This is a genomic window from Arthrobacter sp. N1, from assembly GCF_048288285.1.
Classification (GTDB): Bacteria; Actinomycetota; Actinomycetes; order Actinomycetales; family Micrococcaceae; genus Arthrobacter_D.
Genome location: NZ_CP102608.1, coordinates 1,874,689 through 1,890,004, shown reverse-complemented (window position 1 = coordinate 1,890,004; position 15,316 = coordinate 1,874,689). Strand labels below are relative to the sequence as shown.

At 67.0% G+C, this 15,316-nt stretch carries 18 protein-coding genes; 11 read left to right on the top strand and 7 right to left on the bottom strand.

What is annotated here, in order from left to right; genetic code table 11:
• The first annotated feature begins 5 nt into the window (after positions 1–5).
• From ruvX to nusB, 8 genes are all read left to right on the top strand, one after another.
• Positions 6–620 carry a Holliday junction resolvase RuvX gene (gene ruvX, locus NVV32_RS08555; RefSeq protein WP_422389845.1) on the top strand — a complete coding sequence of 205 codons (615 nt, stop codon included), beginning with the start codon at positions 6–8 and terminating at the stop codon, positions 618–620.
• Positions 617–1,846: an endolytic transglycosylase MltG gene (locus NVV32_RS08550; protein ID WP_422389844.1), complete on the top strand. Its 1,230-nt coding sequence runs from the start codon at positions 617–619 to the stop codon at positions 1,844–1,846. Before ruvX ends, NVV32_RS08550 begins: the two co-directional genes overlap by 4 nt.
• The gene (locus tag NVV32_RS08545) at positions 1,847–2,728 is read left to right on the top strand and encodes a shikimate dehydrogenase (RefSeq protein ID WP_422389843.1); all 882 of its coding nucleotides are present in this window, start codon (positions 1,847–1,849) and stop codon (positions 2,726–2,728) included.
• Positions 2,729–2,760: 32 nt separating this feature from the next.
• On the top strand, positions 2,761–3,969 hold the full coding sequence (aroC, locus tag NVV32_RS08540) for a chorismate synthase (RefSeq protein WP_422389842.1): 1,209 nt from the start codon (positions 2,761–2,763) through the stop codon (positions 3,967–3,969).
• Positions 3,969–4,631 (top strand): shikimate kinase, encoded by a 663-nt coding sequence (locus NVV32_RS08535; protein ID WP_422389841.1) that lies wholly within the window; start codon positions 3,969–3,971, stop codon positions 4,629–4,631. The genes aroC and NVV32_RS08535 overlap by 1 nt, the downstream gene beginning before the upstream one ends.
• Complete coding sequence (gene aroB, locus NVV32_RS08530; RefSeq protein ID WP_422389840.1) at positions 4,621–5,715, top strand: 3-dehydroquinate synthase; 1,095 nt, start codon at positions 4,621–4,623, stop codon at positions 5,713–5,715. Before NVV32_RS08535 ends, aroB begins: the two co-directional genes overlap by 11 nt.
• A gap of 171 nt (positions 5,716–5,886) precedes the next feature.
• Positions 5,887–6,450: an elongation factor P gene (efp, locus tag NVV32_RS08525; RefSeq protein WP_055771376.1), complete on the top strand. Its 564-nt coding sequence runs from the start codon at positions 5,887–5,889 to the stop codon at positions 6,448–6,450.
• The gene (gene nusB / locus NVV32_RS08520; protein ID WP_422389839.1) at positions 6,447–6,857 is read left to right on the top strand and encodes a transcription antitermination factor NusB; all 411 of its coding nucleotides are present in this window, start codon (positions 6,447–6,449) and stop codon (positions 6,855–6,857) included. The genes efp and nusB overlap by 4 nt, the downstream gene beginning before the upstream one ends.
• A gap of 102 nt (positions 6,858–6,959) precedes the next feature.
• On the opposite strand, the gene NVV32_RS08515 is transcribed toward nusB, so the two are convergent.
• Together NVV32_RS08515 and NVV32_RS08510 are read right to left on the bottom strand one after the other, a co-directional pair.
• Positions 6,960–7,736, bottom strand: coding sequence for a GAF domain-containing protein (locus NVV32_RS08515; RefSeq protein WP_422389838.1), 777 nt, complete (start codon positions 7,734–7,736; stop codon positions 6,960–6,962).
• A gap of 132 nt (positions 7,737–7,868) precedes the next feature.
• Positions 7,869–8,591: a GAF and ANTAR domain-containing protein gene (locus tag NVV32_RS08510; protein ID WP_422389837.1), complete on the bottom strand. Its 723-nt coding sequence runs from the start codon at positions 8,589–8,591 to the stop codon at positions 7,869–7,871.
• Between the two features lie 420 nt (positions 8,592–9,011).
• Between NVV32_RS08510 and NVV32_RS08505 the strand changes: the two genes are divergently transcribed.
• On the top strand, positions 9,012–9,287 hold the full coding sequence (locus NVV32_RS08505) for a hypothetical protein (protein ID WP_422389836.1): 276 nt from the start codon (positions 9,012–9,014) through the stop codon (positions 9,285–9,287).
• Positions 9,288–9,467: 180 nt separating this feature from the next.
• Positions 9,468–9,845: a hypothetical protein gene (locus NVV32_RS08500; RefSeq protein ID WP_422389835.1), complete on the top strand. Its 378-nt coding sequence runs from the start codon at positions 9,468–9,470 to the stop codon at positions 9,843–9,845.
• 534 nt (positions 9,846–10,379) lie between these two features.
• On the opposite strand, the gene NVV32_RS08495 is transcribed toward NVV32_RS08500, so the two are convergent.
• Positions 10,380–10,688, bottom strand: a complete 309-nt coding sequence (locus NVV32_RS08495; protein WP_157365890.1) for a hypothetical protein — start codon at positions 10,686–10,688, stop codon at positions 10,380–10,382.
• Between the two features lie 672 nt (positions 10,689–11,360).
• Here NVV32_RS08495 and NVV32_RS08490 point away from each other — a divergent pair.
• On the top strand, positions 11,361–11,729 hold the full coding sequence (locus NVV32_RS08490) for a hypothetical protein (protein WP_422389834.1): 369 nt from the start codon (positions 11,361–11,363) through the stop codon (positions 11,727–11,729).
• 329 nt (positions 11,730–12,058) lie between these two features.
• Here NVV32_RS08490 and mscL read toward each other — a convergent pair whose 3' ends face one another.
• From mscL to NVV32_RS08470, 4 genes are all read right to left on the bottom strand, one after another.
• Entirely contained in the window at positions 12,059–12,478 is a 420-nt protein-coding gene (gene mscL, locus NVV32_RS08485) for a large conductance mechanosensitive channel protein MscL (protein WP_422389833.1), read from the bottom strand.
• A gap of 270 nt (positions 12,479–12,748) precedes the next feature.
• Positions 12,749–13,378 (bottom strand): ANTAR domain-containing protein, encoded by a 630-nt coding sequence (locus NVV32_RS08480; RefSeq protein ID WP_422389832.1) that lies wholly within the window; start codon positions 13,376–13,378, stop codon positions 12,749–12,751.
• A gap of 320 nt (positions 13,379–13,698) precedes the next feature.
• Positions 13,699–14,526: a GNAT family N-acetyltransferase gene (locus NVV32_RS08475; protein ID WP_055771349.1), complete on the bottom strand. Its 828-nt coding sequence runs from the start codon at positions 14,524–14,526 to the stop codon at positions 13,699–13,701.
• 297 nt (positions 14,527–14,823) lie between these two features.
• Entirely contained in the window at positions 14,824–15,219 is a 396-nt protein-coding gene (locus NVV32_RS08470; protein WP_422389831.1) for an SRPBCC family protein, read from the bottom strand.
• Positions 15,220–15,316: the final 97 nt, after the last annotated feature.

The following is a 15,316-nucleotide window of genomic DNA, read 5'->3' as shown; positions in this document are numbered from 1 at the left end:
TTCCGGTGTCCGAGGGCGACGGGGGAGCGGAGGCTGGCCCGTCCGCAGCCCCGTACCCTTGTGGGCCCAAGCTGGGGGTCGACGTCGGGCAGGTCCGCGTCGGGCTTGCGGCGTCGGACCGGGACGGCCTGCTCGCCACGCCCGTCCGCACCATGAAGCGGGACCCCCGCAGGAACAGCGACATCCGGATCGTGGTGCGCGAGGCGATCGAGCGGGGCGCCGTGCAGGTCATCGTGGGGCTGCCGAAGAACATGTCCGGCAGGGAGGGTGCCTCCGCGGAGATGGCGAGGACGTACGCCGACCTGCTCGTGGGGGAACTATCCCGGCAGTCCCATCCGTTACCGGTACGGCTGGTCGACGAGCGGCTCAGTACCGTATCCGCGCACCGATCGCTACATTCCGCTGGTCTGAGCAGCCGGGAGCATCGTAAGGTAGTGGATCAGGTGGCGGCCGTCGAAATTCTCCAGCACGCCATCAACATGCAACGTTCACGTGGACGGGACGTGGGGGATCCGGTTCCTGTGCGTGACGCACCGGGCGCTCAGGACCCGTTGCTGACCCCTACGGAGGAGCCAGTTATCAAGCACAGCACGCCGAGCAGGAGGGACCAGGAGTCGTGAACCACCGGACCCACAACCCCTCCACGCCCCAGGACACCCCGGACCAGCACGCGGAGGCGTACGACGACGACGCCGACTATGCGCACCCCGAACCCGTCGAGGAGTTCTTCGCGGCCCAGGAGACGCCCCGGCGCAGCCCTCGCCGGCCGACCTCGAAGGCCAAGCAGCGGCGGCGTCTCCGCCGGACGGTCGTCCTGCTCGTGGTCCTCATGCTCTTCGCGGGAACGGTGTACGCTGCGGCGCTGATGCTCCGGGACGCGATCGGCCTGAACGAGGTGACGGACTATCCCGGGCCGGGAGGTGAGACGACCGTCTTCACCGTTCCCGAGGGCGCCGGCGCGCTGGCGATCGGTACCGGACTCGAGAGCGCGGACATCGTCGCGGACTCCCAGACCTTCATCGACGCGCTCGGTGGCATCTCGGAGGGCCGCGAGGTGCAGCCCGGCGAGTACGAGATGCGGCTCCAGATGCCGGCCGCCGATGCCGCAGAGGCACTCCTCGGCGAGGATCCATCCCTCGTCTCCTACGCCGCTGTCGCCCGTGACCTGCGCCAGGGTGAGGTGTTCGACATCCTCAGCACGTCCACGGGGATCCCGCGGGCCGAGTTCGACGCCTTGGCGGCCGAGCCCACGGAGTTCGGGCTGCCGCCCGAGGCGCTGTCCCTGGAGGGGTACCTGCACCCGGGTGAGTACCGCTTCGACGTCGAGGCCACCGCCACCGAGATCGTGGCGGAGATGGTCAAGGCGACCACCGACCGCCTTGCGCAGGACGGCGTTACCGATCCGAGCGAGCAGTACCGGATCCTGACCATCGCGAGCATCGTGCAGGCGGAAGCCGGCGAGGGCGATTATGCGACCGTCGCCGGGTCCATCAACAACCGCCTCACCCCGGGGAACACCGAGACGAACGGGCTCCTGCAGTCCGACGCCACGGTGGCCTACGGACTCGGCAAGCGGACCTACCAGCTGAGTCCCGAGGAGAAGGCTGACACCAGCAATCCGTACAACACCTTCGCCAATCCCGGGCTTCCGAAGGGTCCGATCGGCTCGCCGAGCGACGAGGCGATCGACGCCACGGTCAATCCCGCCGACGTGCCGTTCTACTTCTGGGTGACCGTCAACCTCGATACGGCCGAGACGAAGTTCTCCGAGACCTACGCGGAGCACCTCCGGTACGTCGCCGAGTACGACGCCTGGTGCGGGGACAACCCCGGGCGATGCGAGTAGGTGGTTCGGGACGGATCGGCGGCGCCTGATCTGCGCGCCGCCGTGATCGGTTCGCCGATCGGTCATTCGAAGTCGCCCGTGCTGCACGCGGCTGCCTATCGCCTCATCGGCGTCGACTGCGACTACAGCGCCATCGACGTGCCGGAGTCGGCCCTCACCGGTTTCGTCACCGACGTGCGGAGCACGCCGGGCTGGCGGGGACTGTCCGTCACCATGCCGCTCAAGCCCGGCATCGCCCGGCTGGCCGACGGCGTCTCGGAGCTCGTCGAAGTCCTCGGCGTCGCGAACACCGTCGTGGTCGAGCACGCAGGCGGTGATGCCCGCCTGCAGGCGCACAACACGGACGTCGCCGGTATCTCTCATGCGCTGGCCGCAGCGGGCGTCGTCGATCCTGCGCGCGGCGTGATCCTCGGAGGTGGCGGCACGGCCGCCGCTGCGGTGGCAGGTCTGGCCGGGCTCGGAGCACGCGCCGTCACGGTGCTGGTCCGGCGCCCCGGCGCCGCCGCAGACCTGCTGCGGATCGGCTCGGCCCTCGGGATCGATGTCTCCCTCCAGTCGTGGGACAGCGCGGGGGAGCGCGTGCGGTCGGCCGACGTCGTCCTCTCGACCCTCCCGCCGCGGGCGGCCGACGACCTCGGCAGGGAACTCGCCGCCGACGAGCGCTTCCGCACGCAGGCGACACTGCTCGACGTCGCCTACGACCCCTGGCCGAGCGTGCTCGCCGACGCGTGGGAGCGGGCCGGCGGGACCATCGTCCCCGGCCTCGACATGCTGCTGCACCAGGCGGTGGAGCAGGTGCGCCTGTTCTTCCCCGAGGTGGCGCAGGACCGCGCCGCGGTGCTCGGCGTGATGTGTGACGCGGTCGGCACGACTCGACGCTGATCACCGCCCTGCTGCATGGCAGTATGGGAGCCATGTTGCGTTGGCTGACGGCAGGAGAATCGCACGGCCCCGCCGTGGTCGGGATCATCGAGGGGATGCCCGCCGGGGTGGGTATCACGAGTACCGACATCCAGGAGTCCCTGGCCCGGCGCAGGCTCGGCTACGGCCGCGGCGCCCGGATGAAGTTCGAGCAGGACCAGGTCCGGATCATCGGCGGGGTGCGCCATGGTGTGACCCAGGGCGGTCCCGTGGCCATCGAGGTCGCGAACACCGAGTGGCCCAAGTGGGACAAGATCATGTCCGCCGATCCATTGAGCGAGGAGGACGCCGCCGAGCTCGCCGATTCCGCGCGCAACGCACCCCTCACGCGGCCGCGGCCCGGACACGCCGACTTCACCGGGATGCAGAAGTACGGCTTCGACGAGGCGCGCCCCGTGCTCGAACGGGCCAGCGCCCGCGAGACCGCCACACGCGTGGCGCTCGGCGCCGTCGCCGTGAAGTTCCTCGAGGGCCTCGGCATCCGCCTCGTCAGCCACACGGTGTCCATCGCCTCGGTGTCCGTGCCCGAGGACGCCCCGCTGCCGAGGCCGAGCGATGTCATCGCCCTCGACACCGACCCGCTGCGCTGCTTCCACCGCGACACCTCGGACGCCATGGTGGCCGAGGTCGACGCGGCCCACAAAGAGGGCGAGACCCTCGGCGGTGTCGTCGAAGTGGTGGCCTACGGCCTCCCGCCCGGCCTCGGCAGCTACGTGCACTGGGACCGGCGACTCGACGCACGGCTCGCTGCGGCCCTCATGGGCATCCAGGCGATCAAGGGCGTCGAGGTCGGCGACGGCTTCGAGACCGCGGCGCGCCGCGGCACCGCCGCCCATGACGAGATCATCCGCGACGACGACGGCAAGATCGTGCGTGCCAGCAACCGCGCCGGCGGGATCGAGGGCGGCATGAGCATCGGGGACGTCCTGCGCGTCCGCGCTGCCATGAAGCCCATCGCGACCGTGCCGCGTGCCCTGCGCACCGTGGACGTCAGCACGGGTGCCGCCGCCCGTGCCCACCACCAGCGGTCGGATGTCTGCGCCGTGCCCGCGGCCGGCGTCGTCGCCGAGGCCATGACGGCCCTGGTCCTCGCCGAAGCGGTCACCGAGAAGTTCGGCGGCGACTCCCTCGAGGAGACCAGGCGGAACCTCCGCACGTACCTCGAGAACATCCCGGAGTTCCTGGGCTCCGCGCAGCCCTGATGCAGCTGGACCGGCCTGTGGTGCTCGTGGGTCCCATGGCCGTGGGCAAATCGACGGTGGGTCGGGTGCTGGCGCTGCGCACGGGCGCGCGGTTCGTCGACACCGATCGCGTGATCGTCTCGCGCCACGGCACTATAGCCAGGATCTTCGAGCGCGACGGCGAGCAGGGCTTCCGCTCCCTGGAAGCCGAGGTGGTGGCAGAGTCACTGGTGCCCGGCGCGGTCGTGTCCCTGGGCGGCGGTGCGGTGCTGCACGACAGGACGCGGGAGCTCCTCGCCGACGCCGTCGTCGTGTTCCTGGACACCGATCTCGCCACCGTCCTCCCGCGGATCGAGGGCGACGCTGCGCGCCCCCTGCTTGCCGGCCGGCCCGCCGAGCGGTGGCAGGAGCTGTACCTCGCCCGCAGGCCGGTGTACCAGGACGTCGCCGACGTCGTCGTCGACTGCCGTGGCCTGTCGGTCCGCGCGACGACCGACGCCGTTCTGAAAAGCCTTCCCCTCGATGCCGACCGATCACCGTCGCATCCGCCTGCCGCGGCGACGAAGCCGACGAAACGGACCGGTACCCTGCCGCACGCCGAGAACGACCAGCACGACGGGCCTGACGACACGCCCGCCCCGGACCAGAACCACGAGATCGGACTCCACCCCCATGGCCCCTGACGACGCGACCATCATCCCGGTCACCGGAAGCACCAGCGAGAGCACCTACGACGTCGTCGTGGGACGCGGACTGCTCGGACGCCTCCCGGAGATCCTCGGTGAGCGGGTGCGCCGCGTCCTGGTGATCCACCCGCGCGCCCTGCGGGCCACGGGGGACACGGTCCGCGACGAGCTGGCGGAGGCCGGATTCACCGCGGTCACCGCGGAGATCCCGGACGCCGAGGAAGGCAAGCACATCCAGGTGGCCGCCTTCTGCTGGCAGGTCCTCGGACAGAACGACTTCACGCGCTCGGACGCGGTGGTCACCGTGGGTGGCGGCGCCGTGACGGACCTGGGCGGCTTCGTCGCCGCGACCTGGCTGCGGGGCGTCAAGGTGGTCCACCTTCCCACGAGCCTGCTGGGCATGGTCGACGCCGCCGTGGGTGGCAAGACGGGGATCAACACGGCCGAGGGCAAGAACCTCGTGGGTGCGTTCCATCCCCCCGCGGGCGTTCTCGTGGACCTCGACGCCCTGGGGACCCTGCCCAGGAACGAGCTCGTCACGGGTCTCGCCGAGGTGGTGAAGTGCGGCTTCATCGCGGATCCGGCGATCCTCGAGTTGATCGAGGGTGACACCGCTGCGGCGACGGACGCCGGCTCACCGGTGCTCCGTGAACTCGTCGAGCGGTCCATCCGGGTCAAGGCGGAGGTCGTCTCCGAGGACCTCCGCGAATCCGGCCGGCGCGAGTACCTCAACTACGGGCACACGCTCGGGCACGCCATCGAACTGGCGGAACGGTACTCCTGGCGCCACGGGGCCGCGGTGTCCGTGGGGCTCGTCTTCGCGGCCGAACTCTCCCGCATGGTGGGGCGGCTCAGCGATGCAGACGCCGACCGCCACCGCAGCGTCCTCGAATCCCTCGGGCTGCCCGTCACCTACCGGCGGGACCGCTGGGCCGCCCTGCTGGACGGGATGCGCCGGGACAAGAAGTCGCGCGGCGACCTGCTCCGCTTCGTGGTGCTCGACGGCGTCGGACGTCCCGGCATGCTCGAGGTCCCGGACACGTCGCTCCTCTTCGCGGCGTACCAGGAGATCGCCTCCTGACCGGGCCCCGGCCGTTCCACGGACTGCCGGGTCCCTAGCAGCCGGTCGGCGTGCACAGGGTAGACTGGGCCACGGACTTTCGGCGCGCTCCGGCGCGCCCGCTGCGCCTCGGCCGGCCCATCCGCTCCCGTGTCCGACGACGACACGTCCGAAACCGACGAAAGTGAATCTGTGGCGACCACGAACGACATCAAGAACGGCACTGTGCTGAAGCTCGAGGGCAACCTCTGGAACGTCCTCGAATTCCAGCACGTCAAGCCCGGCAAGGGTGGCGCCTTCGTCCGCACCAAGCTCCGCAACATCCTCTCGGGGAAGGTCGTCGACAAGACCTTCAACGCCGGCCTGAAGATCGAGACGGCCACCGTGGACCGCCGCGATTACCAGTACCTGTATAAGGACGGCGAGGACTTCGTCTTCATGGACACCACGGACTACGACCAGATCACGGTCCCGGGAAAGACGGTCGGCAACGCGGCCAACTTCATGCTGGAGAGCCAGATGGCCACGATCGCCATGCACGAGGGTTCGCCCCTCTATGTCGAGCTCCCGGCCTCGGTCACGCTCGAGATCACCTACACGGAGCCCGGGCTGCAGGGTGACCGCTCCACCGGCGGCACCAAACCGGCCACCGTCGAGACCGGCCACGAGATCCAGGTCCCCCTCTTCCTCGGCAACGGCACCAAGGTCAAGGTCGACACCCGCACGGGCGAGTACCTGGGACGCGTCAACGAGTGAGCGCACGCAGCAAGGCGCGACGCCGGGCGCTGGACATCCTGTTCGAGTCGACGCAGCGTGAGATGCCGGCCCTGGAGGTCATCCGCGCCCGCCGGGAGAAGACCGACATGGTCATCGCCGACTACACCGTCGATGTCGTCGAGGGCGTCCAGGAGCACCAGGAGCAGATCGACGAGTTCCTGAGCACGTACTCCCAGGGCTGGACGCTCGACCGGATGCCCGCCGTCGACCTCATGATCCTCCGGATCGGGAGCTGGGAACTGCTCTACAACGACGACGTCCCGGACGGCGTCGCCGTGAGCGAGGCGGTCGAGCTCGCCAAGATGCTTTCCACCGACGAGTCGCCCAAGTTCGTCAACGGGCTCCTCGGCCGTCTGCAGCAGCTGAAGCCGACGCTCCTGGCGTAGTCGCCGCCCGCGCGACCCGGAGCTCCCGTCACCCGCCTCCCGCGGGACGGGAGCTTCTTCGTGCGCCCTGCCGACGCATCCGATCCTGCCGCGTCGAGCGTCTCAGCGGGTGATCTCGGCCTCGACCGCGAGAGCCACATCCTGCAGGAACCGCTCGTCCGCGGCGCTGAAGTCTCGTGGCGCCTGGTCGATCGCGCACAGGGTGCCCACAGTCCATCCACCCTGGCCGCGCAGGGGATAGCCCGCGTAGAAGCGGATGCGGGGTTCCCCGAGCACCAGGGGGTTCGAGGCGAAGCGTGCGTCCTTCAGGGCGTCCGGGATGATCAGCGGCCCTGCATTCCGGATCGTCGCATTGCAGAAGGTGATCTCCCGGGGCAGGTTCTGCTCGATCGGTCCGAGGACGGACTTCAGGAACATCCTGTGGTCGTCGATCAGGGCGATGATCGAGGAGCGCACCCCGAGGTGCGTCCGCACCCGGGCGGTGTACCGGTCGAATCGCTGCTCCGAAGCGGTGTCCAGCAGGTGGGTGCGGGTGACGGCGTCGAGGCGCTCCTGTTCTGCCTCGCCGTCCGTGAACAGGAAGGCGGCCGCCGCTCCCAGGGCCTTTCTCGGGTCCTGTTCCGAGCCGCCGTCGGACTGCGCTCCGCTCTGCGGTACCCGCGTCAGAACGCAGGTCTGCTCGAGCAGCTCGTTCATGGCGTCAGCGAGAAGATCCCGTTCCGGTCCGGGCAGGATCAGCAGCCCACCGAGATACGCCTCGACCTCATACCCCGAGACGGCTCCGCCGATCGCGTAGTACCGCATCCAGAGCTGCGACAGCTCCAGGTTCGCCTCGGACAACGCGCGGGTGGTCGTGGTGATCTGCACCTGGCTGCTCATGGGGTCTCCGAGATCGAGGGTCCGGTCATCCGGTCCCGTTCCGTGGGGTGGGGGAGAGGCGCGGACGACGCCGGTGGTGGAACGGCTGCATCCTGCACCCGTCGCCGTCCGGCACTGCTGCCACGAGGCGCATCAGGTACCGAAATGCGTGCGGGTCCCGGCTCCGCCGGCCTGGGTGATGATGCCCGCCGCGAGGTCCTTCAGCTTGATGTTGCGGGCCATCGAGGCGCGCTTGAGGATGCCGAAGGCCTCGTCCTGCGAGCAGCGGTTCTGGGCGACGATGATCCCGATCGCGATGTCGATGCCCGTCCGGGACCGCATGGCTGCCTGCAGGTCGTCCGTGAGCTTCTCGCTGGCGTTCAGCCGGATGTGCGTCCGCGCGGTCGCGCCGGCCTGCTCCGCGAAGACGGCCGCGATGTGCTGGCGCTCCGGGGTGAAGAACGCGGCGGGGCGAGCGTAGAAGTTCAGGGCCGCTCGGTCCCCGCCGTCGAGGGCGAGGGGAATGCTGAGGATCGAGAGGAATCCAACCGCCGCCGTCACCGCGAAGAACGGGGGATAGGTCGGATCGCTCGTGTCGTCGGCCACCTGCGGGCCCAGCGCCTCGAGGGCCAGGGGAGCGGGCCCGGCGTCCGCCGCATGCTGCGCGTTGAGGGCGGCGTAGAGCGCCAATACCACGGGGGAGACGCTGAGGAAGAGCGCCTGCTCGCCCTGACGCCTGAACATGAGCCCGCAGGGTACGGCGCGATCAGGGCCGAAGAGCTGCGTCCCGAGATCCGTCAACTGCTCGAGGACCGCCGGAGTGCCTCCCGGACGCGCCAGAACGCCTGGTACGCCGTCGACAGCAGTTGTCGTCACTTCTGGTGCCGTACGGCCGGCGCTGCGGGGGCTCGCGACTCGCTGCACGCCTCCAGGTGCTCCGACCACTCCGCTCGTTGCGGAGTCGAGCGTCGCGGGACCAAGGGCATCGTGCATGAGGGAAAGCCTACAGACCCGATGGGTGCTCCGGCGCCGTTGCGCTGCTGCGCGCTCCGAGCCCCATGCCTGGAGCGACCGGGCAGACGAGCCGACGGAGAGGGGATCGTGGCCGAGCGCCTTCAGGACCGGCCGAGTTGCACCCACCTCGGCGGATGGCCGTAGTAACCCGCACGGCGTGAACCAGGGGACGAGTGTGAGGTGGCGGTGCAGAATCTGACCGGCACGCACGCACGCGCTCGTGACGACGATCCGAACGAGGGCCGGCGGACAGCGATGTGCACGACCACCAGGAGGGCGAGAATGCAGGACGAGATGCTGCCGGCCATCATCGATCAGGGGCGTTCGGTGACCCCGACCGAGGTGGCCAGGTTGTCACACCTGGACCTGGACCTGGACGATGCGCGAGCGGCGGTCAGCAGTCTCCGGGTGCGGGGTCTACTCGGCCGCGAGGGCGAGGAGCTGGCCTACTCTTCGCCGTCGGCGTGGCGTGGGCCTCCGACGTCACGGACGGCACCACCGTCCGGAGTGAGCTTCGTCAGGAGCAGGAGCAGGAGCAGGAGCAGCGAGCAGCCCTGACCAGACCTCACTTGCCCCGGATCGGTCACCGCAGTACCTGTCCGGTCCGGTCTCATGTCCTGTTCCAGACGCGTCCTGAAGAGGATCTTGCTAGTGCCCGAGACACGCCGCGAGACTGAGGAAGGGCGGCATTCCTGTACGTCGGCACCATGCCCTGTCCCTTCCGCTGGAGGTCTCACCATGCTCGCACCATCGCCTTTCGCAGTTCTTGACCATTCACTGATGACCATGACCATGACCAGTGCCGATGACGAGGAGCGCGGCCCTTCGCCGGTGCAGCGTCTGCTGACCGATCGGCAGGAACTGATTGCGCTGATGGTCATCCGCGGCGAGACGTGCGTCAGCATCACAGGAAGGCTGCAGGTGCCGATTTGTGCCATCGAAGGCCATGCCTACAGGATCCTGGAGATGCTCGGCCTGTCCACCCTGGGGGAGCTGACGGAGGAGTCGATCGAGCGGTACAGGGTCGGGTTCGGTGTCCGCGACGGGACACCGACGGTGGGGGAGATTGCGCTGAGCATGAGGGTGTCGAAGATGACGGTGTACAGCTTGGTGTAGTCCGGAGCGCTGTACAGCGTGCGCGTAGGCCGCTCGCATCTCATACCCCAGGCCGCACTCCAGCAGTACATGGACTCTCTCCACGGTGCGTCCGGCAGCAGGTCGATGCCCCATGGACACCACGCCCCGGCGCCGGCCAGGTCACGGACGACGCGCGGCGGCGGGAGTACGAGTGGATGAGGAAGGCTGCGCTCCCACCCGCAGGGTGGTCCCTGTGGAGTCGGTGCTCGCCGTGGTGACGGTTGTGCTGGTGCGGCTGGTTGTTCATGGCGTGGAGTTTCCGGGGGCGGGGGTCGAGTCCGTTCTGGGTGAGGGCGCGGAGGTGGTCGCGGAGGGTAGTGCCGTCGTAGTCCCGGTGGTCGAGTCCGCCTTCCTGCAGGAAGGAGTCGACGTCGTCGAGGAATCCCTCGAGGGTGATCTCCACCGCGCGTGGGAAGCGGGGGTCGAACGGGCTCGGGGTCGCAGTTGGTTGGTGGGGCTTGTGCTGCTCTGGATCGAGCTCGACCGGCGAGGCGACAGTGCTATCTACGCTATCTACGCGCGTCGTTCCTGGCGTGGACCGTTCTCTTGTTCCCGGTGCTCGAGCGCTATTTCGGCTCCCCAGCGGGCTTCGTTACTGATGATGTAGTGGTTGCCGAGCGCGGCGGACGTCATGGCAGCATCAATCCATAAGCCGCTGGGCGGAGTGATCTTCCTGGCGGAAAGCTCTTCGGCGAAGATCTCACGTGCCTCGCGAACGGACAGGCCACGAGCCTGCTCAACGGTGTCGAAGATGGCCAACTGGAGGTCGACGGCTGTGGTGTGCTCCAGAGGCCTCCCCAATCGTTCGGTATAAGAGTCCACCTGAACCTCCTCAAGCATGTGGTGTGACGCGTCTGCGTCACACGCTCGTTCCGGCTATCAAGCTTCACTGAGCAGCAGGACAGCGTGCAACCGCGCCGCGAGGTCACGTAGAGCTCGACAGGGCGAGGATCGTCTGTCACTGCTGCCCCGGCATAGGCGCACTACGTGGTGATCATGGAATTGATCGTCCGCCCCGCGATAGACGCCTGAGTTGATCGGTGCCACCTTCGGTGACCGTGGTGACTGTGTGTTCACCGCATCATGGCTGACTTCCTGCACGCAGTGCTGGAGGGGTTGCGTGCAGGGTCGGCCTACCGGGTGTCGGTGGGGCGGCGTCTAACGGGGCTACTGCTGTGCGAGGGGAGGCGCTCCGCCTCCTGCACAGTGGAGAAGGACATCTTCGGCATCCGTGGCTTGTGCAACGTCCAACCTCGGCCAGGAGTGTGGCAGGAGCCATGTGCGGAAGTCCTGTTGGTGTTCCGCGGGGTTGCGACGGGTTCTGCTCCTCGTCCGAACGATGGCGTCGGGGCACACCCTCAGCACGGGTCGCACATAGGACGATGTCCCTGTCGCGCACCGTCCAGGGGTGATGTGGCAGTCAGGGGTTCCTGAGAATGAGAAGGACATCTCGTACAGTGGCGTGAGGGGCGACGGAGGAGACACGAGGTCGGCATGACGTATCGGGAACGCTGGATCAGAGCGATCGCACGCACGCCCAAGAAGCTGTTCGGCGGGGGACACGAATGGACGTATGCCCTCATGGACGGACAGGGTACGGAGCGTCGAATGGTGGGCACGCGCGAGCTGTTGAGCCGGCTGGTGGAGGACACGAGGTTCCCCGGCAACGACGCGTACAACGCCCTGAGTCTGGCCCAGAAGGCGTTCCTCGTGGGCAGTAGGAGCTGGGTCGGCTATCCGTCAGGGTCCGAGGTGGAAGACCCGCTGGCGACGAACCTGCACGCAGTGAGTCTGGACATGCTGGCCTTCGGCTCCCTGTACCACGGAGGACCTTCACCACAGGAAGGCCGTCAAGGGTCGTGACAGTCGGTCGAGAGCGCTTTCGTGAGGCTACCTGCTGCTCCTCAAGGAGAAGCGAACCTCGCCGGCGATGATCAAGACTCAGGAGACCGGAGCGCCCACCACATCGGTGGGAACCCCTCCTCCAGCAGAAATCAAGACGCCGATCACTACGGACACCGCTGCGACAACGAACCGGATGGTGCGAGCTCCTATCGAGAAGATGCCACCTTTCACGTGAGGCGGTGATGCTTCAGGCGAGGCGATGGGGCATCCCCGATGGTGCTGGTATGTGGTGACGTCGAGTAAGCGGGCCCGAGCTTCGATGGTGGTAAAGCCACAGTGTTGCCGTTTCAGAGGCGACCGCTGCGTGAGTCGATGCGCTGGAGCAGGTCACGCATTTCGGTGAGCAGGGCGACGTCCACCGGGACTGGTTCGGCTGCCGGCTCTCGGACTTCCGCTCGAGCCCTCACGCGTGCCGCTGCGTGGTTCATCGGGACGACGAACACGAAGTACACCACTGCTGCTGTGATGAGGAAGGTGATGGCCGCGGTGATCAGGCTGCCGAAGTCGACGAATGTTGCTGCGTTGCCGGGCCGGATCTCGAAGCCGAGACCTGCGGCATCGACGCCGCCGGCCGAGGCGATGACCGGGTTGATGATGAAGGTCGAGAAAGCGCCGACAAGTGCGGTGAACGCACCCCCGATGACGACCGCGATCGCCAGTTCGATGACATTGCCCCGCATGATGAAGTCCTTGAAGCCCTGCAGCATGATGGGTGCCCTTCGTTTCCAGCCGTACGGTGTGCACGGTCGTCGATACCCACACAGTAGACCGGGAACGTTCTTTCGCGGGTGGCAGGGGGAGAAGCAGCTGTACTCAATTGCGGTGATTGAGGACCGCAGACGAACCGACTCCAATGACGAATAGCGCGCCCATCAGCAGTGTCATGACCATGGGCGTCTCGGCGCCGAAGCCGATGGCCGGCGTGGCGATCCCGATCAGGGGAAGGGATGCGAGCCCGACGACGGCCGAAGCGCTGGTCAGGAGGGTGTCCTCACGCTCGTCGCCGGTCTGAGTTCAGGCGCGTTCGAACGTCGTGGCTCGACTTTGCGGTTGACGTTCTGGCTGTAGCAGCTGATGCGTTGGAAGGCTTCCAGCGCACTGATCCCGTGCCGGCTCATGAGGATGCCCTTGGCTTGTTCGATGACTACCAGGCTGAGTGTTGACGCGGCGACGGCTTCGTTCGCGAGCTGGTGCCGGTCGGCGTGGATGGACCGTGTGAGGTCGACGACGAGCCCCCACACCCCGACGGGGGTGTCGCCGTCGAGGATGAGGTCGGCGCTCATCAGGATCTTACGGACCCGGCCATCCAGCGACCGCAGGGATACATACGCTGAGGCGGGGCCCTTGGTCGTGGATACGCGGTCCCAGAACGCCTCGATTCCGTCCCTGACGACGGCTTCGATGTGCGCGAGACCCAGACCGAGCTCGAGGGTGGGAACGATGTCGCCGCGTTCGTAGCCGTGGATCCGGAACAGCTCATCGGACCACTGGAACGTCGGTGACCCGAAATAGTATTCGACCGTCCCGGTCGGACAGTCGATGAAGGAGTCGATACCTGTGTCCCCGGGATGGGGTGCCGCCGATTCTTCGGAAATGGTCATGGTCATGAAACCCATTCAACGGACTTGCCTCGGGCTAGCGTCTTAACCCGGACCTCAGAAAAGGACAGTAGCAAAGTCCTCCGACACCATTCCCCGTCATCACTGTGGCGGATCGGACGCGTGCCATTGATCGCCCTACCACCACGACGGCATCGGCGCTCCCAGTGGCACCTGACTGGCGGGTACGGGCGGGCGACGATGGGATTGATCCTGGTCACTGCCCTCACCTGGGACGAGCTGAACGTCCCGGAGTGTCTGGCAGTGTCGCCTGCTCCGTCTTCGGTGGTGGCATTTTGAAGGTTGTCCGCAGTGTTGCGCGGGTCGGTTCAGGTGTGGACGAGTTGCTTGTACTGGGGGTTGAGCTGGAGGAAGTCCTGGGCTTTCTGGCAATACGCGATAGCTGCGAGGCGGCGCCGGTGGGCGGTGAGTAAGACCTGATGGATCAGGATGCCCTCAACGCCCTGATGCTCGAACGGCTCCGAAACGACCGTTCGCTTCAGGCGCAGCACCCCTGCCCGCATGGAGTAGGCGATATAGCCGGCAAGCACACCGTCGCGGAAGAGTTCGAACCGTCGGCCCAGAGCATTGTCCCGGAACTTCTGCCGGAACTCCGGCGGGTTCGCGCTGGAAGCCGCGTCGGCATCACGGCGTTCGATTTCCTCGATGACTCGTGTGTAGTCATCAACGATCATGAAGGACGGCGAGTCCCTGTTCAGTTGCTTGAACAGGTCATTACTCCACCGGCGTAGCTGACGGTCGCTGGCCTCGCCCAGGTGGAACGGGATGACGTCCGGCGCTTCGCTGGCCGGCCGAGACCAGCCCTCGAGCTCCGAGTCCGAAAGGCCCTCGATGCGATCCGAGGAAGACGCAATACCGTCGACACCATCAACGCCGTCGACGCCGTGGAGGTCGTCATCAGGTGACTCGGATGAGGTCTCGCTTGCGGCTGAAGCGGCGACGGTGAGAGCGACGACGGAGCCGATGACTTCCTCAGCGACGGATGCCGGATCAGGCGCATGAGCCGCCCTCGTCGCTCCGGAAGTCGGAGCCGGATCCGCCGGGTTCGCTAGATCTGTTGTCTGCGGGCACATAGATGGGGAGCCGTAGGCTGCATCAGTAGCCTCAGCGGCGTCGGTCACGGGTGAAACGGACATGTAGTCGTCCTTCGTGCAAAAAGCTGTAGTGGCCGTTTCTTGACCTGAGATCCACTGTACGCACTTAACTCACGACCCGTAAAGCTAGGCAAACTAGCTATCAGCCTTGTTCGGATACACTGACCTGCAACGGGGGCTCCTGACCGCGAGTTGTCCGCGCCGTCGTCTTACTCGAATGCGTTCTGCCTGAGCGGCCGGCTCGCAGGTGTCGTGTCGGCAGCGGTGCGGACGCGGTTCCTGTCGTCGGTCTCGTCGGGAGATTCTTCGGTGAAAGTAGCGTTGACAGCAGCCCGATGGCTAGGACTGCTGACCAAGCTGGCGATCAAGTCGCTCTAGATCGGCTTCGACCAGGGTGATATCCCTGGCGAATTGTTCGTCGTCGAGCTCGATCTGGCGGACCGTGAAGACCACTTCAGCCCCATCCGGGTGCGCTAGCACCCGAACAGGGTTTGTGACCACGGTCCCGGACGGCAACGTCACATCGTGGTCGAGGACGCCGAAGCGGTTTTGTTCGACGAAGCGGACCTCCACCCGACCCATCGGTGATTCCACGAACAGCGTGTCGCCATTCCTGACTACTTCGCTCTGTGCAAGTCCCTCAGCCCATGCGGGAAGGTTCTCGATGTTCGACGCATAGTCGTAGACGACATGCGGGGGCGCGCTGATGACTCGGCTTACATGTTGGCTCTTCATAGCGGCATCATGCGCTTAATCGAGTCGGCCATCAAGCGTGCACTCAGGAGATTGTCGAAGGCGGTTCCAAATTATCGAAGGTCGTCGCGATTGAACC